The following is a 22621-nucleotide window of genomic DNA, read 5'->3' on the forward strand; positions in this document are numbered from 1 at the left end:
CATGTGAACACCCCAAGAAATTGGATTGGTGTCCAACTTCTTGGGGGCAGTCCAGAATGTGGGAGCGGGCTTGCTCGCGAAAGCAATCTCTCAAACAACAAATACTCCTCAGAGATTCCACCCTTGAGCATTCAACCGAGTACCTACTCTCCCGACATTGCAGTCCCCATAGACAAACGTATCTTCGGCGCCCGCGACCTGTTTTCCCTGTGGTTCTCCCTCGGCATCGGCCTGATGGTCCTGCAGACCGGTGCGTTGCTGGCGCCGGGCTTGGGGCTCTCCGGCTCGTTGCTGGCGATTTTCCTCGGCACTCTGGTAGGCGTGCTGCTGTTGGCCGCCGTCGGGGTGATTGGCAGCGACACCGGTCTGTCATCCATGGCCGCCCTTAAAGTCAGCCTCGGCGCCAAAGGCGCTAGCCTGCCGGCGCTGTTGAACCTGCTGCAACTGATTGGCTGGGGCTCGTTTGAAATCATCGTCATGCGTGATGCCGCCAGTTTGCTCGGTACACGGGCGTTCAGCGAAGGTAGCCTATGGGCCAGCCCGCTGCTGTGGACCCTGTTCTTCGGCGGCCTTGCCACCTTGCTGGCGGTCAGTGGCCCGTTGACCTTCGTGCGAAAGATCCTGCGCAAGTGGGGGATATGGCTACTGCTGGCGGCTTGTTTGTGGCTGACCTGGAACCTGTTCGCCAAGGCCGACCTGGCCGCGTTGTGGGCCCAGGCGGGCGATGGTTCGCTACCGTTTGCCGTCGGGTTTGATATCGCCATTGCCATGCCATTGTCCTGGTTGCCGCTGATTGCCGACTACTCACGCTTCGGCAAACGCGCAACCCGAGTGTTTGGCGGCACGGCCCTGGGCTTTTTTATCGGCAATTTCTGGCTGATGAGCCTGGGCGTGGCCTACACCCTGGCGTTTGCGCCCAGCGGTGAAGTCAATGCGCTGTTGCTGGCGTTGGCCGGGGCTGGCCTGGGGATTCCGCTGTTGTTGATTCTGTTGGATGAATCAGAAAACGCCTTCGCCGATATCCACTCGGCGGCGGTGTCCAGCGGCATGCTGCTGCGGGTGAAAGTCGAGCACCTGGCACTGGCAATCGGGCTTGTATGCACGCTGATCGCCTGTTTCGCGCCCTTGGCCCAGTATCAGAACTTCCTGCTGTTGATCGGCTCGGTATTCGCGCCGCTGTTTGGCGTGGTGCTGGTGGATCACTTCATCCTGCGCCGGCGTGGCCAGGCGCTACCTGCAAGCCTGCGCTGGCCGGCGCTGCTGGCCTGGCTGGGCGGTATCAGCACCTATCATCTGCTGGCCAATCTGTACCCGGATATTGGCGCGACCCTACCGGCACTGGCGCTGGCAGGGCTGCTGCAATTTATCCTCGGGCGGGCCTTCAGGGGCGTACGGGCACCAGCTCAGGCTTGATGATGCCGTCGAGGCGCGCATAAGGAATCTGCAACTCGACGTGGCCCATGGCGTAGGGCGCAATCGTGGTCGTAGGGTACTTGAGCACCACGGCGCCGTAGGTCAGCGCCACGTTCGGGGTTTTCTGGAAGGGCCAGCTTTTCACGTAGTCCGGCTCCAGGCTCAGGCGGGTGCTGATCAGCCAACTGTTGTGGGCCACCTGGGCGGCTTTCCAGAACGCGTCTTCCTTGCCGGGGCGCAGCATGTCCGCGAGGGTCAGGTTTTTTTGCTGCTGGCGCGAGTAGTTGATGAAGCCGCGGCCAGGTTCGCCATGGGCACCGCCGGTGTCCAGGTAGCTGGACAGCTCGATGATCACCAAGCCGTCATGCTGCTCCCGTACCTTGGCCTGCAAGTACATGCTGTTGCGCGGGCCGGATTCGCGCAGGAATTTTTCCCGATAGGCACTCAAGGTCGCCGGCAGCGGGACGCCAGGGGAGGTGCGGGTCATTTCCAGCAGGCGCTGCTCGATCAGCGCATCGAGCTTGGGCTCGCTGGCGAAATGCACCGTATCGATGTTCACCAGTGGGCAATCGGCAGTGGTGCAGCCGGGTTGCACCACTTCGGATGCATCGCGGGTGGCTTCCAGCGGCGCGCGGTAGTTGGGTTGGAACAGGCTCTGGCAAGCGCCGAGGGTCAAGGCAATACAGGCCACGGAGGCGACTTTTAACAGCGACATGGGCGTCCTTCATAAAGCGGAGAAGAGCGAAAGATATGGGGCTTCGACTACCGGCATCCCAGTCAGTTCGCCACTAAGCTGATTACAGTGAGTTTGACCTGAGCCGCCTGTCCCGGCAACCGCAAAGGGGCTGCACCGAGGGACGCGGGCGCTGTAGGATGGCGCGATGCCAAGACACACACCGTAATAAACGAGGGTTGATATGACCGACAGTGCGAAATCGACGCCGAACAGAATTGAAGTGGTTCAGCGCGACAATGCCTACCAGGGCTTCTACAAGCTCGATCGCGTGCAGCTGCGTCACGAGCTGTTCGAAGGTGGCATGAGCCGGGTGATCAACCGTGAAGTCTTTGTGCGCCATGACGCGGTGTGTGTACTGCCCTACGACCCGCAACGTGATCAAGTGGTGCTGATCGAACAGTTTCGTGTTGGCGCCATGGGCCGCACCGACAACCCCTGGCTGGTGGAGATGGTTGCCGGGCTGATCGACAAGGACGAACAACCGGAGGAGGTTGCGCACCGCGAAGCCGAAGAGGAAGCTGGGCTGACCTTCTCTGCGCTGTGGCCGATCACCAAATATTTCCCATCGCCAGGGGGCAGCACTGAATTCGTCCACCTGTTTTTGGGGCGTTGCGACAGTAGCGGTGCTGGCGGTATTCATGGCCTGGCTGAAGAGGCAGAAGACATCCGCGTCACCGTGTGGGCCTTTGAAGATGCCCTGCAAGCGGTACGCGACGGTAAGATTTCCAACGCAGCCAGCATTATCGCCCTGCAATGGCTTGCGCTTAATCGCGCGGAAGTGAGGGGGCTATGGCAGTGAAGGTACGGGAACGTTACCGGGTCGACCTGATCGGCTTGCAAGCCGCTTGCGAGGCCAACTACGCGCGGCTGATGCGCTTGCTGCCAGACATGCGCCACACGCCCGAGGCGCGGCGGATTGCCGTGACCCATGGCGACCAGATGCTCGGCGTGCTGACCCTGGAAGTGATCCTCACCTGCCCGTACACCAGCACCTTGCGCGTGCGCCAGGAACACAGCCTGCCATGGCTGCCGGTGCCGCAGTTGGAAGTGCAGGTGTATCACGATGCGCGGATGGCCGAGGTGATCAGCGCCGAACATGCGCGGCGCTTTCGCAGCATCTATCCTTATCCCAATGTGTTCATGCACCAGCCCGATGAGAAAGCACAGCTCAATGTGTTCCTCGGTGAATGGTTGAGCCATTGCCTGGCCTTGGGCCATGAGTTTGAAGTCGTGCGGTAGATGTGAACTGCGTCTGCTTCACAGGTTTCCTCTTTGCGTCCTGCCCCAGCATAATTGCGCCCATTGCCCATTTTTCGTGATCGCCCTGGGAGAACGCCTTGCCGAGCGTATCCACTGTGAACCCTGATGCACCGGCGTTGCTGGTGCAACTGTCTGACAGCCACTTGTTTGCCGAGGCCGACGGTACGCTGCTGGGCATGAATACCCGTGACAGCCTGCAACGGGTGATCGAGCTGGTGCGGGCCCGGCAACCGCAGATTGATTTGCTGCTGGCCACCGGCGACTTGTCCCAGGACGGTACGCTTGAGTCCTACCAGCTGTTTCGCGACCTGACCCAGCCAATCGGCGCCCCGGCGCGCTGGATTCCGGGCAACCACGATGAACCGCAAATCATGGCCCAGGCGACCATGGGCAGTGCGTTGCTGGAGTCGGTGGTGGATGTGGGCAACTGGCGCATTACCTTGCTGGACTCCGCCGTGCCAGGTTCGGTGCCGGGTTATCTGGCCGAGCCGCAACTGCAACTGCTGGCGCAAGCCTTGAGTGAAGCGCCGGGTCGCCATCATCTGGTCTGCTTCCATCATCACCCCGTGCCCATTGGCAGTGCCTGGATGGAGCCCATCGGTTTGCGTAACCCCGAGGCGCTGTTTGCTGTGCTCGACCGCTTTCCCCATGTGCGGGCGGTGTTGTGGGGGCATGTGCACCAGGAGATCGACCGGGAACGCAACGGCGTGCGCCTGCTGGCGTCGCCGTCGACCTGCATCCAGTTCGCCCCGGGCAGTGAGGATTTCAAGGTCAGCGAAGAGGCTCCGGGCTATCGCTGGTTGCGTCTGCATACCGATGGACGGTTGGAAACAGGCGTGGAGCGGGTCCAGGGGTTTGCATTCACCGTCGATTACGGTAGCACTGGCTACTGATGGCGATAGTCCCGCGCTAACCTCACCACCGTGACGCCTTGCCCCAGATGCCGCAGCGATGGCTGGATCAGCACGCAATTGTCATACGGTGTGACGATTTCGCGCTGAGCATCCCGGGCGATCACCGTTCCAGCGTGAGTGATCTGCTCCAGGCCACGGAAATCATCAGTGAAGCTGAAGTCCATGCTGTGGGCGATCACCGGGTCGGTGACTTGCAAGCATTGCTGGGTTGCAGGTGTTTCCTGGCTAAGAAACCTCGACACATCAGCCTCGGCAACTGCTTGAGTCGCAATCAGGAAGCGTGCTGTCACATCGAGGGCGACGTATTCACTCTTTTTTGAAAAATGCTGGCCCGTCTCGATCAGCAGCGCATTCTTGGGGCTGGCGGCATCACCAAACCCACCGTAGTCGCGCATACGCCGGCCGTTGGCATGGCCGGCGTCTGCGACGATGGTTGCAGGTACACCTAATGATTGGGCGAACTCCAAGCCTTTGGCGCATGCACCGCACATCATCAGCGGCGGGGATTCTTCGTGCATTGAGTGGATATCGAGCAATAAATCAACACTGTCGATCAGCGGTCGTAACTCCCGTGCGCGGCGCAGTTCGGCGGAGTCGCGCGGGCCGTCGAGGCTTGATGGCAGCCAGACACGGTTCATGTCCTCGTCAATAAAGCGGGTCGCATCAATGTCCTGTGGGTCGAAGCGTTGATAGGCCTGTATGTTGGCAAACCCCAGTGACAACCGACCCTGGCGCGGGCGCACCCCACTGCGTAACAGGGTATCCACCGCGATTGCCCCACTGACTTCATTGCCATGGGTCAGCGCCATGACCAGCACATGCGGTCCTGGTTTGCCGCTGTCGAAGCTGTGGATGTAGTCGATTCCACAGTTACCGGTTTTCCATTGGCTCAGATCAGGGAACTGGACTTCCACGGGGTAGGGTTTGAGTGATGCACGAACCTGCTCAAGGGTTTTCATTTCAGTCTCCGACTGACCGATGTGTGTACTTGTCGCGAGGGGGTGGGGCGCGACAAGCAGGAAGAGTGTGTTTAATTGGCAGCGGGGTGGGTGCCGCGCATGCGGCGGCCCAGGCAGACAATCGCCAGTACGCTGATCAAAATGGTCGCCATCACGTAAAAACTGGGGGCCAGCTTGCTGCCGGTGGCGTCGATCATCCAGGTCACGATCAATGGCGCAAAGCCACCAAACAGAGTGACGGAAAAGTTGTAGCTCAGCGCCAGACCGGTCCCGCGAATACTGGTTGGGAAGATGTCGGCAAGCATCGCCGGAATCGGCCCCAGGCAGGCGGCGATCAGCACGCCGACAATCGCTTGCACGATCAGCAGCGTAGTGAAGCTTGGGAAGGTATTAAGCAGAACGAACATCGGATAAGACGAAAACCCGGTAATCAGCAATGCGATCGTCAGTACCCGAAACCGTCCGTGGCGATCGGATAAACCGCCAAATATCGGAGCCATCAGCATCAGCGTGATGCCGGTCATCAGCGCCCCGAGATACGAGGAGGTGGCGGTGATGTTCAGTTGTTTCAGGGCGTAGATAGGCATGTACAGCTTGTGCACGTAGTTGAACGCTGTCGCACCGGCCACCACCCCGATAGCCAGTAACAGGCTGACGTGTCCTTTGATCAACACATCTCGCAGCGGTGTCCTCACCACTGTGCTGGCTGCGGTTTTCTTGAAGTCCGGGGTTTCATCGATTTGCGTGCGAATGTAGAAGCCCACCGGCCCGATCAGCAGGCCGAAGCCGAATGCCACGCGCCAACCCCAGTCGTTCAACTGCACATCCGACAGCATATAGCTGAGGATTGCACTGACACCTGCGGCCAGTACTGTTGCCAGCCCCTGGGTCGACAATTGCCAGCTGGCAAAGAAACCACGACGCTTGGCATCTGCATGTTCGACCATAAACGCGGTGGCCGCACCAAACTCCCCGCCGGTAGAAAACCCCTGGAGCATGCGCGCAACGATGATCAACAGTGGTGCTGCCAGGCCGATCTGCTCATAGGTCGGGGCGAAGGTGATCATTGCGGTGCCGATCAGCATGATCATGATGGACATCGTCAACGATGCCTTTCGGCCAGCCCTGTCGGTGTATGAACCGAGCACGATGGCACCTAGCGGGCGCATCAGGAAGGAAATGCCAAACGAGCCTACGGCCAGCAACAGTGAGGTGGTTTCGTTATCGGACGGGAAAAACTGTTTGCTGATAACTACCGCAAAATAGCCGTAGATCAGCAAATCATAAAACTCCAGCGCGTTGCCGACACTGGCAGCAATGATTTCCTTCCATGGACCTCGCTGGGTTGGAGCCTGTGCCGATGATAAGACGGATGATGGGACTGTCATGGGTGTGCACCGGGTCTGTTTCACAGTTGGCATTCGGATTTGCCGAGCCGCAGCGCGGCCTGGCGAGATCGAAGGCATTAATTGTTATGGGTGAAAGCCCGGGTGAAATTGAATCAAGTGCGGGCCAACAGCAATTGCTGTTTCGGCACAGGTTTGAGCTGTTTTGGCACGGGGCCGACAGGCATTGGGATTTACGCGTCTTTAAGTTGACGCAACGACAGCGTCACAGGCCTTCCCAGATATTCATGACCATTTCGCTCTGGTTGGCGCGCAGGCGATGCAGCGAGACGTCGAAGGCCACGTGAAACTCGGGGCCGCCTGCAATCACCAGCTCGCCCGAGGCCAGCGCACCTTTGACCACCATGCGCGGCAGCCACGCCAGGCCTCTGCCACGCTTGGCCATTTCCAGGATGGCGTCATAAGAATCAGCCTGGTAGACCATCCGCAACGCTAGGTGCTGTGGCAGCCGCTCAAGGTGCTGGGCCAGCACGCCGCGTAGGGCCAGGGAGGGTGAGAAGGCCAGCCACGGGATGCTCGGGGCGTTATGATCGATGGATATCCGCTGCCGCGGCTGCTCCTTTGTGTCTGGCGCGCTGACCGGCAGCAGTTCCTCATTGGCCAGTACTCGGGAGTCGAAACGCTCCGGGTCCAACAGCGTATGGGTCAATGGGCTGGAAAAGCTCAACAGCAGGTCGACCTCGCCGGCGGACAACTTACTGATCGCTTCTTGCGCCCCACTGGTGACCAATGACACCGCAAAATTGCCCAGGCGCTGGTGCAATGACTCGTACCAGTCCGGGAAAAAATCGCAGGCCAGGGTCCGACCGGTGGCGATGCGCACGGGTTCGTCGCGGCTCAGGGTGGTGCCTTTGAATTGCGCTCTGACAGCGGTCAGCAATTGCAGTGATTGTGTGGCGGCATCCAGGAACAGCGCGCCGCAAGGCGTCAGTGACAGGGGTTGTTTGCGCTCGATCAATGGCGTGCCGACCCATTCTTCCAGCGCCCGTATACGTCGGCCGAACGCGGGGTGCGTGACACAGCGATTTTCGGCGGCACGCGACAGGCTGCGGGTGCGGGCCAGTTCGATAAAATCCTCAAGCCATTCAAGTTGCATGCGGTTTTCCTGCCTGGCGGCTCATCAACGCGGCGGAACCGATAGTACCGCCAGCGGCGATGGGCTGCACCCACAACCCCCCCGTTCCCTGTAAACTGCGCCCCTTTGGCCGATAACGCACGGAGAGCCCGGCATGTCCGCTTCGATCTTGTATATCCACGGTTTCAACAGCGCGCCAGCCTCGACCAAGGCCAGCCAACTGATGGGCGTGATGGACAGTCTCGGTCTGGCCGACCAGCTACGGGTGCCGGCCCTGCATCACCACCCGCGCCAGGCGATTGCCCAGCTGGAGCAGGCGATCAGTGAGCTGGGGCGGCCACTGCTGGTCGGCAGCTCACTCGGCGGCTACTATGCAACCCATCTTGCCGAACGCCATGGCCTCAAGGCCCTGTTGGTCAACCCGGCGGTCAGCCCCCATCGCATGTTCGACGGTTACCTGGGCACCCAGAAGAACCTCTACACCGATGAAACCTGGGAGTTGACCCACGATCACGTCGCGGCCCTGGCTGAGCTTGAAGTGGCGGCGCCCCGGGATGCCCAGCGCTATCAGGTATGGTTGCAGACCGGGGACGAAACACTGGATTATCGCCTCGCCGAGCAGTATTACCGGGCCTGTGCCTTGCGTATCCAGGCCGGCGGCGACCACAGTTACCAGGGCTTTGGCCGACAGTTGCCGGCGCTGTTGAGTTTTGCCGGCATTGGCGCAGATCAGTACCAATCCTTCGATTTCACGGCATTGTGAAACCGCAGGTTACTTTTTAATCGAACGACTCACGACGAGACCCCATGGCCACTCCCAGCGCTAGCTCTTATAACGCCGACGCCATCGAAGTCCTCTCGGGCCTCGACCCGGTGCGTAAACGCCCCGGCATGTACACCGACACCAGTCGGCCGAACCACCTTGCCCAGGAAGTCATCGACAACAGCGTCGACGAAGCCTTGGCCGGGCACGCCAAGTCGGTACAGGTCATTTTGCACGCCGACCATTCCCTGGAAGTGTCCGACGACGGGCGCGGCATGCCGGTGGACATTCACCCGGAAGAAGGGGTGTCGGGTGTCGAGCTGATCCTCACCAAGCTCCATGCGGGTGGTAAGTTCTCCAACAAGAACTATCAGTTTTCCGGCGGCTTGCACGGTGTGGGTATTTCCGTGGTCAACGCCCTGTCCACGCAGGTTCGGGTCAAGGTCAAGCGCGACGGCAACGAGTACCAGATGACCTTCGCCGATGGTTACAAAGCCACCGAGCTGGAAGTGGTCGGCACCGTCGGCAAGCGCAACACCGGGACCAGTGTGTACTTCGCGCCGGACCCGAAATACTTCGATTCCCCGAAATTCTCCATCAGCCGCCTCAAGCACGTACTCAAGGCCAAGGCCGTGTTGTGCCCGGGGTTGCTGGTCAGTTTTGAAGACAAAGGCACCGGCGAAAAGGTCGAGTGGCACTACGAAGACGGTCTGCGCTCTTACCTCGAAGATTCGGTCAGTGAGTTCGAGCGCCTACCCAACGAACCGTTCTGCGGCAGTTTGGCGGGCAATAAAGAAGCGGTTGATTGGGCGCTGTTGTGGTTGCCCGAGGGCGGCGACAGCGTCCAGGAAAGCTACGTCAACCTGATCCCCACTGCCCAGGGCGGCACCCACGTCAACGGTTTGCGCCAGGGTTTGCTGGATGCCATGCGCGAGTTCTGCGAATACCGCAGCCTGCTGCCGCGCGGCGTGAAGCTGGCGCCGGAAGACGTCTGGGAGCGCATCGCCTTCGTCCTGTCGATGAAAATGCAGGAGCCGCAATTCTCCGGCCAGACCAAGGAACGCCTGTCGTCCCGTGAGGCGGCGGCGTTTGTCTCGGGCGTGGTCAAGGATGCTTTCAGCCTGTGGCTCAACGAGCATCCGGAACTGGGCCTGGCCCTGGCCGAGCTGGCGATCAACAACGCCGGGCGTCGCCTCAAGGCCAGCAAAAAGGTCGAGCGCAAGCGCATCACCCAGGGCCCGGCATTGCCCGGCAAACTGGCAGACTGCGCCGGGCAGGACCCGATGCGCTCCGAACTGTTTTTGGTGGAAGGTGATTCTGCCGGTGGTTCCGCCAAGCAAGCGCGGGATAAAGAGTTCCAGGCGATCCTGCCGTTGCGCGGCAAGATCCTCAACACCTGGGAAGTCGACGGCAGCGAAGTGCTGGCCAGCCAGGAAGTGCACAACATCGCCGTGGCCATTGGTGTTGATCCGGGCGCCGAGGACATGAGCCAGCTGCGCTACGGCAAGATCTGCATCCTCGCCGACGCCGACTCCGACGGCCTGCACATTGCTACTTTGCTCTGCGCACTGTTCGTCCAGCATTTCCGCCCGCTGGTGGATGCCGGCCACGTCTATGTCGCCATGCCACCGCTGTACCGTATCGACCTGGGCAAAGAGATCTACTACGCCCTGGACGAAGCCGAGCGCGACGGGATCCTCGACCGCCTGGTGGCCGAGAAGAAACGTGGCAAGCCGCAAGTCACTCGATTCAAGGGCCTGGGTGAAATGAACCCGCCACAACTGCGGGAAACCACCATGGACCCGAACACCCGGCGCCTGGTGCAGTTGACCCTGGAAGACTACGCCGCCACCTCGGAAATGATGGACATGTTGCTGGCCAAGAAGCGCGCCGGTGACCGCAAGGCCTGGCTGGAATCCAAAGGCAACCTGGCCGAGGTATTGGGCTGATGCGCAGCGGTTTCGCCCTGGCGATACTGTTGTTGAGCGGGTTGGCAGTGGCCGAACCTGCGGTTGAGCTCAAGTTGTTGTCCGAACACCCGGTCGAGGGCATGCGCGGCGGTAACCTGTCGGGCCTGGCCTTGTGTGGCAAGGACTTGTGGACGGTCTCCGACCGCGACGACGACCAGATCTACCGCCTCGATACCCGTGCCGAGACCTGGCAGGCCGAAACGGTCAGGATCAACGTGCCGCCAGTGCCTGAATCGGGCCTGCCGTGGGGTTTGCGCGCGCGCACCACGGCGGCTTCGGTGATTCGTGGTGGCGACCTGGATTTTGAAGGCATCAGCTGTGACGCTGCGGGTAATCGTTATATCGTCAGCGAAGCCCACGCGGCGGTGCTGCAGGTGCCGGCAAGCGGGGATCCGGAATGGCTGAAGATTGCCCCAGGGATGGTTCGCGAGGCGCGGGCCAGTGGCCTGTTGCTGCACTTCAATGCCTTGTTTGAAGGCCTGGCGGTCAACCCCGAGGGCAATCAGATCTGGCTGGCGGCCGAACGTGAACGGCGCGGGCTGATTTCGATCAAGCGCGGGCAAAGCGTTTGGGATTGTGACGGGCCGTGCGTGCTGTTGAGCGAGGCTGGCCAGGAAATGCAACCCGCGCAGTTTCCGGGCGCCAAGGCCGTTTCCAAGGATTTTGCTGACCTTGCGCTGTTCAACGGCAAGCTGTTTACCCTGGAGCGCAATGCGTTCCAGATCTGCCGGCGCGACAGCGTGACGGCCAAGGTCGAGCGGTGCTGGTCGTACGCCGATGAGGCCCTGGTGCCGAATCGACGTTATCCCCAGAGCTATGGCCTGGCGGAAGCCTTGCTGATTGACGCCGAGGGCGCCTGGGTGGGCATCGACAATAATTTCGGCGCCCGTGCCGATGGTGAAAAACGCCCGATGGTCTATCGTTTTGCCGCCCCGGCCGGTGGCTGGAGCGCCCAGCCATGAGCGCGCAAGCGCCTGGCAAGCGCGCCGGACGTATTTTGATGTTCGTGGCATGGGGCGCCGGGCTGTTTCTGGCAACACGGTTTTTTGGGCAATGGGAAGCGCGTCAGGAAAACCCCAACGCCGTGGTCACCTCGCAGCAACACGCGGGTTATATAGAAGTGAAACTGGTCGGCAACGGCCAGGGGCATTTTGTCGCCACTGGCCAGATCAACGGCCAGCCGGTGGATTTCATGCTCGATACCGGCGCCACCGACGTGGCGGTACCGGCCGAGTTGGCCGAACGCCTGGGGCTCAAGCGCGGTTTGCCGGTGACTTTGAGCACCGCCAACGGCCGCAGCCAGGGCTATCGTACCCACCTCGACCGCCTGCAACTGGGCGATATCGTCTTGCAGGACGTGCGTGCCCTGGTGGCGCCGGGCCTGGGTGGCGAGCAAGTGCTGTTGGGCATGAGCGCATTGAAACAACTTGAATTTACCCAGCGCGGCGGCACCATGCTGCTGCGCCAGACCAGACAATGATGAGGCCCGCATGAGTGACATCCTTGCAGACAGCTTAGACGGCGTAGAACGCCGGTCGCTGGCTGACTTCACCGAAAATGCCTACCTCAACTACTCCATGTACGTGATCATGGACCGTGCCCTGCCGCATATCGGCGACGGCCTGAAACCAGTACAGCGGCGCATTATCTACGCCATGAGTGAGTTGGGCCTGGACGCCGACTCCAAGCACAAGAAATCGGCGCGTACCGTCGGTGACGTGCTCGGCAAGTTCCACCCCCACGGCGACTCGGCGTGCTACGAAGCCATGGTGCTGATGGCCCAGCCGTTCAGCTACCGCTACACCCTGGTCGACGGCCAGGGCAACTGGGGTGCGCCGGATGATCCCAAGTCGTTCGCCGCCATGCGTTACACCGAGGCGCGGCTGTCGCGCTATTCCGAAGTACTGCTCAGCGAGCTGGGCCAGGGCACCGCAGACTGGGGCCCGAACTTCGACGGCACCCTCGACGAACCGCTGGTCTTGCCGGCGCGCCTGCCCAATATCCTGCTCAACGGCACCACTGGCATCGCCGTGGGCATGGCCACTGACGTACCGCCGCACAACCTGCGCGAAGTCGCCACGGCCTGCGTGCGTTTGCTCGATGAGCCCAAGGCCACGGTCGAGCAGTTGTGCGAGCATATCCAGGGCCCGGATTACCCGACCGAAGCGGAAATCATCACCCCGCGCGCCGACCTGCTGAAAATGTACGAGACCGGCAAGGGCTCGGTGCGTATGCGTGCCGTGTACCACATCGAAGATGGCGACATCATCGTCACCGCCTTGCCGCACCAGGTCTCCGGCGCCAAAGTGCTGGAACAGATTGCCGCGCTGATGCAGGCCAAGCCGTCGAAGCTGCCGCAAGTCGCTGACCTGCGTGACGAATCCGACCACGAAAACCCGTGCCGCATCGTGATCATTCCGACCAACAGCCGGGTCGATCATGAAGTGCTGATGCAGCACCTGTTTGCCAGCACCGAGCTGGAATCCAGTTACCGGGTCAACGTCAACATCATTGGCCTGGACGGCAAGCCGCAGCTGAAAAACCTGCGCAACCTGCTGGTGGAGTGGCTGGAGTTCCGGGTCAATACCGTACGCCGCCGCCTGCAATTTCGCCTGGACAAGGTCGAGCGTCGCCTGCATCTGTTGGACGGCTTGCTGATTGCCTATCTCAACCTGGATGAAGTGATTCATATCATCCGTACCGTCGAGCACCCGAAAGCCGAGTTGATCGCGCGTTTCGAGTTGAGCGAGATCCAGGCCGACTACATCCTCGATACCCGCTTGCGCCAGTTGGCGCGCCTGGAAGAGATGAAGTTGCGCGACGAGCAGGACGCGTTGCTCAAGGAACAAGCCAAGCTGCAAGCGCTGCTGGGTAGCGAAGCCAAGCTCAAGAAACTGGTGCGCAGCGAGCTGATCAAGGACGCAGAAACCTATGGTGACGACCGTCGTTCGCCGATTGTCGAACGTACCGAAGCCAAGGCCCTGACCGAAACCGAGCTGTTGCCCAACGAGAAAATTACCGTCGTTTTGTCGGAAAAGGGTTGGGTTCGCTCCGCCAAGGGGCATGATATTGACGCCACTGGCCTGTCGTACAAGGCCGGCGATGGGTTCAAGACTGCTGCGGCTGGGCGTTCCAACCAGTTTGCGGTGTTTATCGACTCCACCGGGCGTAGTTATTCGGTGCCGGCTCATACCCTGCCGTCTGCGCGAGGCCAGGGCGAGCCGTTGACCGGGCGCCTGACGCCGCCGCCAGGGGCAAGTTTTGAATGTGTATTGCTGCCTGATGATGACTCGCTGTACGTCATCGCCTCCGACGCCGGCTACGGCTTCGTGGTCAAGGGCGAGGACTTGCAGGCCAAGAACAAGGCGGGCAAGGCCCTGTTGAGCTTGCCGAACAACGCCAAGGTGATCCTGCCGCGTCCGGTCGAGGACCGCGAAGGCAATTGGCTGGCATCGGTGACCACAGAAGGGCGCTTGCTGGTGTTCAAGATCAGCGACCTGCCGCAACTGGGCAAAGGCAAGGGCAACAAGATCATTGGGATTCCAGGAGAACGGGTGGCCAGTCGCGAAGAGTACGTGACCGACATCGCGGTGATCCCGGAAGGTTCGACCCTGGTGCTGCAAGCCGGCAAACGCACGCTGTCGCTGCGTCCTGACGATCTTGAGCACTACAAGGGCGAGCGCGGTCGCCGCGGGAACAAATTGCCCCGTGGCTTCCAGCGAGTAGATGCATTGCTGGTGGAAACACCGGCTTAAGGCGATATAGAGCACCCGATCTACGAATTTAACCCGTAGATCGGCGCTTTCGCGCTGGAGTCATGGCGCATATTCACGGATGATATGGCCTTTCCAGCGCCGGCGTGGCTGAGCGCGTATAGGTTATTTTTAGTATTACATTGTGGTTTGCCTTGTGGCAGCCACCTGGATGGGATGATGACTGCTCCACGCCTTCCTTTATTTTTGATGCTCGCTGGCCTTTTGGGGTTGGCGGGTTGCGCTACGCACCAACCGGTGTCGCTGTACCAGCTGGATAGCGGAAACCCTGCGCAGCCAGCACAGAGTGCTGGCATGGCGGTCTTGCTCGGGCCGGTCGTGGTTGCCGATTACCTACAACGTGAAACCCTGCTGCAACGCCAGGACGATGGCAGCCTGCAAGGCTCCGTCGATGGCCGTTGGGCGGGCAGCCTGTCGTCGGATATCAACCAGTTGATGCTGCGCCAGGTGGCTGGCCACCTCGACAGCCAGCGTGTGGTGCTGTCGCCGGCGCCCACCAGCTTCTCGCCCGATGTGCAGGTCTTGCTGACCATCACGCGCCTGGACTCCGGGGCATCGCAGCCGGCAATCCTTGATGCGCAATGGCGCCTGATCGACCGCCGCGGCCAGGTGCGGGACAACCGCATCGTGCATCTGCAGGAACAACACGCCGGTAGTACCGCTTCCCAGGTCCAGGCCCAGGGTGTGTTGCTGCAGCGCCTGGCAGAACAACTGTCGGTAGCCCTCAAGCCGCTGGCCAACCAGCCACCGATCGCCGAGGCCCCGCGCAAACAGGCCCCGACCCCTGCCAAGCCGGCAGCCCCGGAAAAGCCAAAGATCCCGATGGCCTCGCCGATTCGCACGGACATGGAAGTGTATCGCTTCTAAGATAAAAGGCCCCTTGTAGGAGCGAGCTTGCTCGCGAAAACCTCAAGGGCCCCGCGCTCATTCAGGATAAGCGCGTTATCGTTGACGATCTTCGCGAGCAAGCTCGCTCCTACACAGACCCAATAAAAAGCCCACCCATGAGTGATCATGGGTGGGCTTTTTATTGGGGGAGGATTCAACCCTTGCTACGGGTCTCATGCATCCGTGCCAACTGGCGCTCCAGCATCGACGGATAAGGCTCCATCAACCGCTCTACACAGCACGCGCCTTCGGGGCTTGCAATCGGGCGGATCCGCGCACGCTGGCGGATCAAGGCGTCGTCGCTGATCTTGCGCTCCACCAGCAACAGGTTGCGGCTGTGTTGCGACAAGGCCAGTGCGTCCTGGGCGTTTTCGGTCAGCAGCAGGTCGATCTGGCTCATGCCATACAGGTCGTCGCCCAGGGTCAGGCCCAGTTGCAGTTGCAGGGTGATGCCGCTATCAGCGACTTCGATCTGCAACGCATGGCCCAGCGCCCGCAACAGCTCACCGCAGCAGATGGCGTTGGTCAGGTAGTCTTCGCCGCTGTCTTCGCTATGGAACAGCATCAAGGTGCTGCCGTCGTTCAGGGTGTGCAACTCGCTCTGGTACAGCGAGGCCGCCTGGTCGAGGCAGTCGCGGTAGCGTTCCAGCAGCTCGGTCAGGCGTGCGCGGGGCAGGCGGCGCAGCTGTTCCTGGGCGCCCAGTTGCACCGCCAGTACCGCGCTTTGCTGTGGCTGTGTGTTGTGTGAGGCCGCAGGTTTTGGCGCCACCACCGGAGTCGGCGCCGACTCGTCGCGCAGGTCGGCAAACGGGTCGTCATCGTCCAGGTCGTCTTCGCCGGCCTTGATGGTTGGGCGTGGAGCCGGCTTGAGGCCTGCCACCGGCGCGGACTCGTCGAAGCTCGGGTCGCGCAGGTTGCGCACTTCAAACTCGGGTTCGTCGTCGTAATCGGTGTCGTCAAACTCCGGTTCAGGCTCGACTTCCTGTACCACCGGCTCTGGAGCGAAGCTGGTGTGCAACTGGCGGGCGAGGTCGCCGATTTCATCCTGGCGGTCAGTGGCCGGGGTGTGCTCGTCGATATCGCGCAGCCAGATGCGCAGTTGCATCAGGGGCGTGGAGATATGCCGGCCCAGGCGCAGGCTCAAGGCCAGGGCCAGCGCCAGCAGGATCGCGCTGAGGATCCCCATGCTTTGCAGGCTGATGGTCATCGGCTGCTGGAACTGTTGCATGTCCAGGCTGATACGCAATTGACCGGCTTTCACATCCTGAAACGTGATATTGCTCTGGTACAGGCCTTCGGCTTCACCCAGCAGGCCGTTCTTCGGGCGTTGCCCGGCCTCGGCCATGATCCGGTTGTCCACGCTGTAGATGGCGGCGTGGGCCACCAGCGGGTTCTTGGTCAGGTTGTTGAGCAGCACGTTGAGGCTGAGGATGTCGTTGGACACCAGCAACTCAGTCGCCGAGGTGGCGGTCTGGGTCGTCAAGCTTTCGCCCAGGGCGTCGGCTTGCTCGTGCATGGCCTGTTTGAACTGCAAACCCATCACGCACGCATAGATCACCAAGGCCAGGGCGACCAGGATCACGTTATGGCTGGCGATGCGTAATGCGATCGGTACACGGCGGTGGCGCAGTGCCCGGAAGATCAGCAGGAAGAAGTTATCGGTTTTTACTGGCGTGGGCCGGTTCACTTGCGCTCGGCTCTTGGTCCGTGAAGTTGACGCGCAGTATAGCGACAGGCCCAAGACCGGCAAAGCGCTGGCTGTGCCCGATGGTCACTGAAAGTGGGTAGAATGCGGTTTTTTTCCAGCCCGGGGGTGCGCTTTGCGCGAAATTGTCCTGATTAACATCACAGGTGAGGACCGTCCGGGTCTTACCGCGGCTATCACTGGTGTTCTGGCCCAGGGTGGCGTGACCATTCTCGACATCGGCCAGGCCGTGATCCACGACACCCTGTCGTTCGGCATCCTGGTCGAGATCCCGAGTACCGAGCAGGCCTCGTCCGTGCTCAAAGACATCCTGTTTACGGCCTATAAGCTGGATCAGCAGGTGCGTTTCACCCCGGTTTCCGAAGAGGATTACCAGCACTGGGTGGCCGGCCAAGGCAAAAAACGCCACATCGTCACGCTGTTGACGCGCAAAGTGACCGCCGAGCAATTGCAACGTGTCAGCTCGATCACCGCGCAGTACGGTTTGAACATCGATCATATCGACCGTCTGTCGGGTCGCATGCCATTGGATACCCCGGCAGACCAGGGCAAGGGCTGTATCGAGTTCTCCGTGCGCGGTGAGCCGGCCGATCCGCAGGCCCTGCGCGCCGAGTTCCTCAGCGTCGCCCAGGAGTTGAATGTCGATATCGCCTTCCAGGAAGACTCGCTGTTCCGTCGCAACCGCCGCCTGGCGGTATTCGACATGGACTCGACCCTGATCGAAGCCGAAGTCATCGACGAGTTGGCCAAGGCCGCCGGCGTTGGCGAGCAAGTTTCCGCGATCACCGAGCGCGCGATGGCCGGCGAGTTGGACTTTCGCGCCAGCTTCAAGGAGCGCCTGGCGCTGCTCAAGGGCCTGGACGTCAGTGTGTTGGATTCCATCGGCGCATCCCTGCGCTTGACCGAAGGTGCCGAGACCCTGTTCGCCGAACTCAAGCGCCTGGGCTACAAGACGGCAATTCTGTCGGGCGGCTTTACCTACTTCGCCAAGCAGTTGCAGGCCAAGTTGGGCATCGACTATGTGTTCGCCAACGAGCTGGAAGTGCTGGATGGCAAGGTGACGGGCGTGGCAGTCGAGCCGATTGTCGACGCGCAGCGCAAAGCTGATCTGCTACGGGAGTTGGCGCACAAGGAAGGTTTGCGCCTGGAGCAGACCATTGCGGTCGGCGACGGCGCCAACGACTTGCCGATGCTGGCAATCGCTGGGCTGGGCGTGGCGTTCCGTGCTAAGCCTTTGGTCAAGCAATCGGCCAAGCAGGCGATTTCGACCCTGGGGCTGGACGGTGTTCTGTATCTGTTGGGCTTTCGCGACCGCGACGGCCAATAACGACAGGAACGTGCTCATCAATGTGGGAGCTGGCTTGCCTGCGACAGCGGTGTTGGACTCACCATCGTCATCGCAGGCAAGCCAGCTCCCACATTGATTGGGTTCCGGCTTCAAATCTGTGGGGGATCAGGCTTTCGGCAGCGCGATACCCTGGCCCATCTGCACCGGCGTACCCGCCGCCAGTTCTTCGGCCCACTTCACCTGATCCGGCCCAAACAGCACGATGGCGGTCGAACCCAGCTTGAAACGCCCCAGTTCCGCACCTTTTTCCAGGTGGATCGGTGCGCGGGCGGCTTCGTCGTAACGGACGGTTTTTAGTTCGCGCTTAGGCGGCGTCACCAGCCCGGCCCATACGGTCTCGATCGACGCCACAATCATCGCACCGACCAATACCACGGCCATCGGCCCACGTTCGGTATCGAACACACAGACAACGCGCTCGTTACGTGCGAACAGTTCCGGCACGTTTTCGGCGGTGGTCTGGTTGACCGAGAAAATCCGCCCAGGCACGTAGACCATTTCCCGCAGGGTGCCGGCCAGTGGCATGTGCACGCGGTGGTAGTCCTTTGGCGACAGGTAGATGGTGGCAAAGTCACCGCCCATGAAGGGTGCGGCAACAGCGGCGTCGCCACCGAGCAATTCCAGCACGCTGAAGCTGTGCCCCTTGGCCTGGAACACTCGGCCGTGTTCAATCGGGCCGAGCTGGCTGACGGCGCCGTCTGCCGGGCTCAAGATTGCGCCAGGGGTTTGATCCAGTGGGCGTGCGCCCTCTTTCAAGGCGCGGGTGAAGAAGGCGTTGAAGTGCTCGTAAGCGGTCACGTCTTCGACCAGGGCCTGGGACATGTCCACCTGATAGCGCTTGGCGAACCACGTGGTGAAGGCATTCTTGAACCAGCGCACGCGGCACTCGGCAATGCAGCCGGCCAGGCGCGACAGCAGGTGGTGAGGCAGCAGGTACTGGCTGAGGATAAACAAACGCTTTTTCATGAACTGTCCTTAAACCTTAAATCTCGACGGGGGTGTCGGGGTGGTTGCCCCATTCGCCCCAGGAACCGGCATAACCTTTGACTCGCGGATAACCGAGCGCCTTGGCCACCAGGTAGGTGAAGCCAGAACGGTGGTGAGTCTGGCAGTGGGTAATGATTTCTTTGTCTTTGGTCAGGCCCAGGTCTTCGAGGATCTGCGGCATGTCGCGGCGGATCCGCAGGTTGCGCGCCTTGTCCATGCCCGCAGTCCATTCGAAGTTCACGGCGCCGGGAATATGCCCGCCTTTGGCCGCAAGGACTTTCTCTCCCGAGTATTCCAACGGCCCGCGTGCATCCCAGATCCCCAGGTCGGCAGCGCCGAGGCGGCTTTGCAGGTACTCGCGGGTGGCGGTGGGTTCGTCGTGCAGGGTCAGGCTGATCGGGCCGCCGACGGGTGCGGCGACCTCGGTGGATACCGGGTGTTTTTCATCCAGCCACGCCAGCAGGCCGCCATCGAGGTAGTGATACTTCTTGTGACCAATAACGTCGAGCAACCAGATAAACCGCCCGGCCCAGCCGCCGCCCTCGTCGTCATACACCACGTAGGTGGCATCCGGGGTGTGGCCCAGTTCGCCAAACAGCTTTTCCAGATCGGCCTTGGCTGGCAGCAGCCCTGGTGCGGGTGGCTGGCCCAGTTGGGTGCGCTTTGGGTCAACGAAGTGCGCGCCGGGGATATGCCCTTCGGCGTAGCGTGCGGCGCTGGTGAGATCCACCAGAATCAACGGCTCGGCGGCAAGCCGGCCAAGCAGGTCGCTGGGCTCGATCACCAGCGGCAAGCCAGAAAAGTCAGGCATGTGAGGTCTCCCGGGCACTAGGTTGAGCGATAAAAGAGGGCGATTGTAACGCAAGCATCAGGCGCTGCGGTTGGTAAAGCAGTGCAGGGCTTTTTCGATGCACTGGGCGGTTTTGCCGAAGGCCTGGACGGTGGTTTCGGAGAACGGCCCGCCGCCCTGGTCGGCAATCATCAGCATCACCACCCGGCCGTTACAGCTCAGGGAGCGCAACAGCAGGTGCTCGCCAACGAACAGGCGGCGCAATGAGGCAGGCAGCAGTGCTGCGAATTGCGCGTGATTGTCCGGGGTCAGGCGCACCTGCGCAGACTTCTCCAGCAAGCGTTGCAGCAGCGTGCTTTGTGCGGCCTCAAGGGTCAGGTTGGCGGCGTCCTTGGGCAGGCCATCGACCTGATGCACGCGCAACGTGGCCAGGGCCTTGTCGGCCATCAGCAGCATGACGCGCTGCATGCCGCTGGCCGCCAGGGCTTCCTTGGCGCAGGTGGTCAAGTGCATGGCGTTGGCGAAGCGGCTCGGCTCCACCAGTAATTCGCTGCAGCGCTTGCGCCAGATCGCCAGGGCTTCGGCGGTCGGTGGCGGTGCTGGCAGCAGGCCGCGATGGACCCGTTGCACATGCCACGGCCAGATCAGCGCCAGCGCCGGATGCCAGAGACCGGCGCTCAAGGTGTGGCGGGCGCTGATCACGGCCTGTTGGTGCACCTGTTGCTGAACGTCGGCCAGCGGTTGTTGCAGGTACAGCGCGGTGAGGTATTGCCAGCGCTGGGTGTGCGGGCAGGTCCAGGATTCCTGCGCCGCCAGCGCCATGCCATTGGCCAGCAGCACAGTGTTGGCGGGCTGGTTCAGCCAGCGCCGCAGCGTCGGGTCGGCATCGAGTTTTTGCTGCTGGCTCAACGGCGCTTCATCGCGGGCGATATGCAGGGCCTTGACCAGCAAACGTTGTTCCTTGAGCAGTAACTGGTAGCCCTGGGAGACCCAGATCGGCAGGCGCCAGGCTTCGGTCAAGCCCAGGCACAACTCCAGCAGGCGCACGCCAAACAATTCCTGCTCGACCTTGTGCGCCGATTGGCCCTTGTGGATCACCCGCAGTTCCCATTCTTCCAGCAGCTTGGGGTAGGCAACGGCCATCGGCCACAACGGCGAGAGAAACAGCAGGCTGCCCCAGTGAATGTCTTGCCACAGGCGTGCCAGCCGGCTGGCGAACAGGCCGCTGGCTTGTTGCGAGGCATGCTGGCTGACCAGTTGCAGTTGGCGCAGGGCCACGGGGATTTCATTGAGCGGGACTGACGGCAGGCGGGCGAGCAGTTCTTCAGTGCGCTTCAAACCCAGGCGGTTGATCGCCACTTCAAGGTTTTCTGCGGGCTCTGCCAGGCTGCCGTGGGCCTGGTTGTTGGCCTCGCGCATGACGCTCAGGACCAGCGCCGGGCTGTCTTGCATCAGCTCTGCAATATCTCGCAACGAACGGCGACTGTCGCCGATGGCCTTGCACACGGCAATGTGGCTCGCTTGCGGGACGGGCAGGTGAACCTCGTCCAGACGCTTGATCCAGCCAGCCAGGGAGTTGGGTTTTGCAGTTGGGACTGTCGTTTCATTTGCCATGATTGGGGCGCGATCATCACTTGCGGTCAACACGCCCGGAGTGGGCCGAACTGGCTTTTCGCCTTAACGGGCTATAGTCTGGCGCAGATTTGCCGATAAGTAGAAGAAGAGTTTTTAGATCTTCCGAATATGTCCATGAACCCGACGGCGCAAGTACTCATCCCCTATGGCTAAAATTATCGGCATCATCGTCGTCATCGCAAGCGTGCTCGGCGGATATGTTCTGTCCCACGGTAAAATTGCTGCGCTGATCCAGCCCTTCGAAGTGCTGATCATCGGCGGTGCGGCGTTTGGCGCTTTCCTGCAGGCTAACCCAAGCTATATGACCATGCACGTGATCAAGAAATCGCTGGGCATGTTCGGCTCACGTTTCTCCCACACCTTTTATCTGGAGGTGTTGGGCCTGGTCTACGAGATCCTCAACAAGAGCCGCCGCGAAGGCATGATGGCCATCGAGGCTGATATCGAGGACGCTGCGGCGAGCCCGATCTTCGCCAAGTACCCGGCCGTGCTCAAGGACGACCGCATGACGGCGTACGTCTGTGACTACCTGCGCATCATGTCCTCCGGCAACATGGCCCCGCACGAGCTCGAAGGCTTGTTCGACATGGAGCTGTTCAGCCTCAAGGAAGAACTCGAACACCCCTCCCACGCGGTGACCGGCATCGCCGACGGCATGCCCGGCTTTGGTATCGTCGCGGCAGTACTCGGCATCGTGGTGACCATGGCATCCCTGGGCGAAGGCGACCAGGCTGCGATCGGCATGCACGTTGGTGCCGCGTTGGTGGGTACCTTCTTCGGTATTCTCGCCGCATACGGTTTCTTTGGCCCGTTGGCCACCTCCCTGGCCCACGATGCCAAGGAAGAGTTGAACATCTACGAAGCGATCAAGGCCTCCCTGGTGGCCTCCGCCTCGGGCATGCCGCCATCCCTGGCGGTGGAATTCGGGCGCAAGGTGTTGTATCCGAAGCACCGTCCAAGCTTTGCCGAGCTGGAACAAGCAGTTCGCGGTCGCTAAGT

At 61.2% G+C, this 22621-nt stretch carries 20 protein-coding genes; 12 read left to right on the forward strand and 8 right to left on the reverse strand.

Features of this window, described 5'->3' with window-relative positions:
• Nucleotides 1–123: 123 nt before the first annotated feature.
• Nucleotides 124–1413, forward strand: coding sequence for a putative hydroxymethylpyrimidine transporter CytX (cytX, locus tag KL786_RS21095; protein ID WP_215518873.1), 1290 nt, complete (start codon nt 124–126; stop codon nt 1411–1413).
• On the opposite strand, the gene KL786_RS21100 is transcribed toward cytX, so the two are convergent.
• Entirely contained in the window at nt 1382–2128 is a 747-nt protein-coding gene (locus KL786_RS21100) for an RsiV family protein (RefSeq protein ID WP_215518874.1), read from the reverse strand. The genes cytX and KL786_RS21100 overlap by 32 nt on opposite strands.
• Nucleotides 2129–2330: 202 nt before the next feature.
• On the opposite strand from KL786_RS21100, the gene KL786_RS21105 reads away from it, so the two are divergent.
• From KL786_RS21105 to cpdA, 3 genes are all read left to right on the forward strand, one after another.
• Nucleotides 2331–2948 carry an NUDIX domain-containing protein gene (locus tag KL786_RS21105; protein WP_215518875.1) on the forward strand — a complete coding sequence of 206 codons (618 nt, stop codon included), beginning with the start codon at nt 2331–2333 and terminating at the stop codon, nt 2946–2948.
• Nucleotides 2939–3388, forward strand: a complete 450-nt coding sequence (locus KL786_RS21110; RefSeq protein WP_215518876.1) for a DUF1249 domain-containing protein — start codon at nt 2939–2941, stop codon at nt 3386–3388. The genes KL786_RS21105 and KL786_RS21110 overlap by 10 nt, the downstream gene beginning before the upstream one ends.
• Nucleotides 3389–3486: 98 nt before the next feature.
• Complete coding sequence (cpdA, locus tag KL786_RS21115; RefSeq protein ID WP_215518877.1) at nt 3487–4302, forward strand: 3',5'-cyclic-AMP phosphodiesterase; 816 nt, start codon at nt 3487–3489, stop codon at nt 4300–4302.
• On the opposite strand, the gene KL786_RS21120 is transcribed toward cpdA, so the two are convergent.
• The 3 genes from KL786_RS21120 to KL786_RS21130 form a co-directional block, all read right to left on the reverse strand.
• The gene (locus KL786_RS21120) at nt 4296–5282 is read right to left on the reverse strand and encodes a M14 family metallopeptidase (RefSeq protein ID WP_215518878.1); all 987 of its coding nucleotides are present in this window, start codon (nt 5280–5282) and stop codon (nt 4296–4298) included. The genes cpdA and KL786_RS21120 overlap by 7 nt on opposite strands.
• Nucleotides 5283–5353: 71 nt before the next feature.
• Complete coding sequence (locus tag KL786_RS21125) at nt 5354–6670, reverse strand: MFS transporter (protein ID WP_215518879.1); 1317 nt, start codon at nt 6668–6670, stop codon at nt 5354–5356.
• A 223-nt stretch (nt 6671–6893) separates the two neighbouring features.
• A complete protein-coding gene (locus KL786_RS21130; protein ID WP_215518880.1) occupies nt 6894–7784 on the reverse strand; it encodes a LysR family transcriptional regulator in 891 nt (296 codons plus the stop codon).
• A 133-nt stretch (nt 7785–7917) separates the two neighbouring features.
• On the opposite strand from KL786_RS21130, the gene KL786_RS21135 reads away from it, so the two are divergent.
• The 6 genes from KL786_RS21135 to KL786_RS21160 all read left to right on the forward strand — a co-directional run bounded on the left by KL786_RS21135 (nt 7918) and on the right by KL786_RS21160 (nt 15136).
• Complete coding sequence (locus KL786_RS21135; RefSeq protein WP_215518881.1) at nt 7918–8526, forward strand: YqiA/YcfP family alpha/beta fold hydrolase; 609 nt, start codon at nt 7918–7920, stop codon at nt 8524–8526.
• 44 nt (nt 8527–8570) lie between these two features.
• On the forward strand, nt 8571–10475 hold the full coding sequence (parE, locus tag KL786_RS21140; RefSeq protein ID WP_076961594.1) for a DNA topoisomerase IV subunit B: 1905 nt from the start codon (nt 8571–8573) through the stop codon (nt 10473–10475).
• Nucleotides 10475–11458: an esterase-like activity of phytase family protein gene (locus KL786_RS21145; protein WP_215518882.1), complete on the forward strand. Its 984-nt coding sequence runs from the start codon at nt 10475–10477 to the stop codon at nt 11456–11458. Before parE ends, KL786_RS21145 begins: the two co-directional genes overlap by 1 nt.
• Nucleotides 11455–11976, forward strand: a complete 522-nt coding sequence (locus KL786_RS21150) for a retropepsin-like aspartic protease family protein (protein WP_032862072.1) — start codon at nt 11455–11457, stop codon at nt 11974–11976. The genes KL786_RS21145 and KL786_RS21150 overlap by 4 nt, the downstream gene beginning before the upstream one ends.
• Nucleotides 11977–11986: 10 nt before the next feature.
• Nucleotides 11987–14251, forward strand: coding sequence for a DNA topoisomerase IV subunit A (parC, locus tag KL786_RS21155; protein WP_215518883.1), 2265 nt, complete (start codon nt 11987–11989; stop codon nt 14249–14251).
• A 177-nt stretch (nt 14252–14428) separates the two neighbouring features.
• On the forward strand, nt 14429–15136 hold the full coding sequence (locus KL786_RS21160; protein WP_215518884.1) for a PqiC family protein: 708 nt from the start codon (nt 14429–14431) through the stop codon (nt 15134–15136).
• A 175-nt stretch (nt 15137–15311) separates the two neighbouring features.
• Here KL786_RS21160 and KL786_RS21165 read toward each other — a convergent pair whose 3' ends face one another.
• Nucleotides 15312–16844, reverse strand: a complete 1533-nt coding sequence (locus KL786_RS21165) for an AhpA/YtjB family protein (protein WP_215518885.1) — start codon at nt 16842–16844, stop codon at nt 15312–15314.
• A gap of 133 nt (nt 16845–16977) precedes the next feature.
• Between KL786_RS21165 and serB the strand changes: the two genes are divergently transcribed.
• Nucleotides 16978–18189 (forward strand): phosphoserine phosphatase SerB, encoded by a 1212-nt coding sequence (gene serB, locus KL786_RS21170; protein ID WP_215518886.1) that lies wholly within the window; start codon nt 16978–16980, stop codon nt 18187–18189.
• A gap of 126 nt (nt 18190–18315) precedes the next feature.
• Here serB and asd read toward each other — a convergent pair whose 3' ends face one another.
• Genes asd through KL786_RS21185 form a run of 3 tightly spaced genes read right to left on the reverse strand, consistent with a single transcriptional unit; the run spans nt 18316 to nt 21601 of the window.
• Nucleotides 18316–19176, reverse strand: coding sequence for an archaetidylserine decarboxylase (gene asd / locus KL786_RS21175; protein WP_032862065.1), 861 nt, complete (start codon nt 19174–19176; stop codon nt 18316–18318).
• A 16-nt stretch (nt 19177–19192) separates the two neighbouring features.
• Nucleotides 19193–20008 (reverse strand): thiosulfate sulfurtransferase, encoded by an 816-nt coding sequence (rhdA, locus tag KL786_RS21180; RefSeq protein ID WP_032862064.1) that lies wholly within the window; start codon nt 20006–20008, stop codon nt 19193–19195.
• Between the two features lie 57 nt (nt 20009–20065).
• Nucleotides 20066–21601, reverse strand: coding sequence for an HDOD domain-containing protein (locus KL786_RS21185; protein ID WP_215518887.1), 1536 nt, complete (start codon nt 21599–21601; stop codon nt 20066–20068).
• A gap of 166 nt (nt 21602–21767) precedes the next feature.
• Here KL786_RS21185 and motA point away from each other — a divergent pair, with 166 nt between their 5' ends.
• Nucleotides 21768–22619 (forward strand): flagellar motor stator protein MotA, encoded by an 852-nt coding sequence (gene motA, locus KL786_RS21190; protein WP_032862061.1) that lies wholly within the window; start codon nt 21768–21770, stop codon nt 22617–22619.
• Nucleotides 22620–22621 lie beyond the last annotated feature (2 nt).

The organism is Pseudomonas sp. TAE6080 (assembly GCF_018732265.1).
GTDB classification, from domain to species: domain Bacteria; phylum Pseudomonadota; class Gammaproteobacteria; order Pseudomonadales; family Pseudomonadaceae; genus Aquipseudomonas; species Aquipseudomonas brenneri.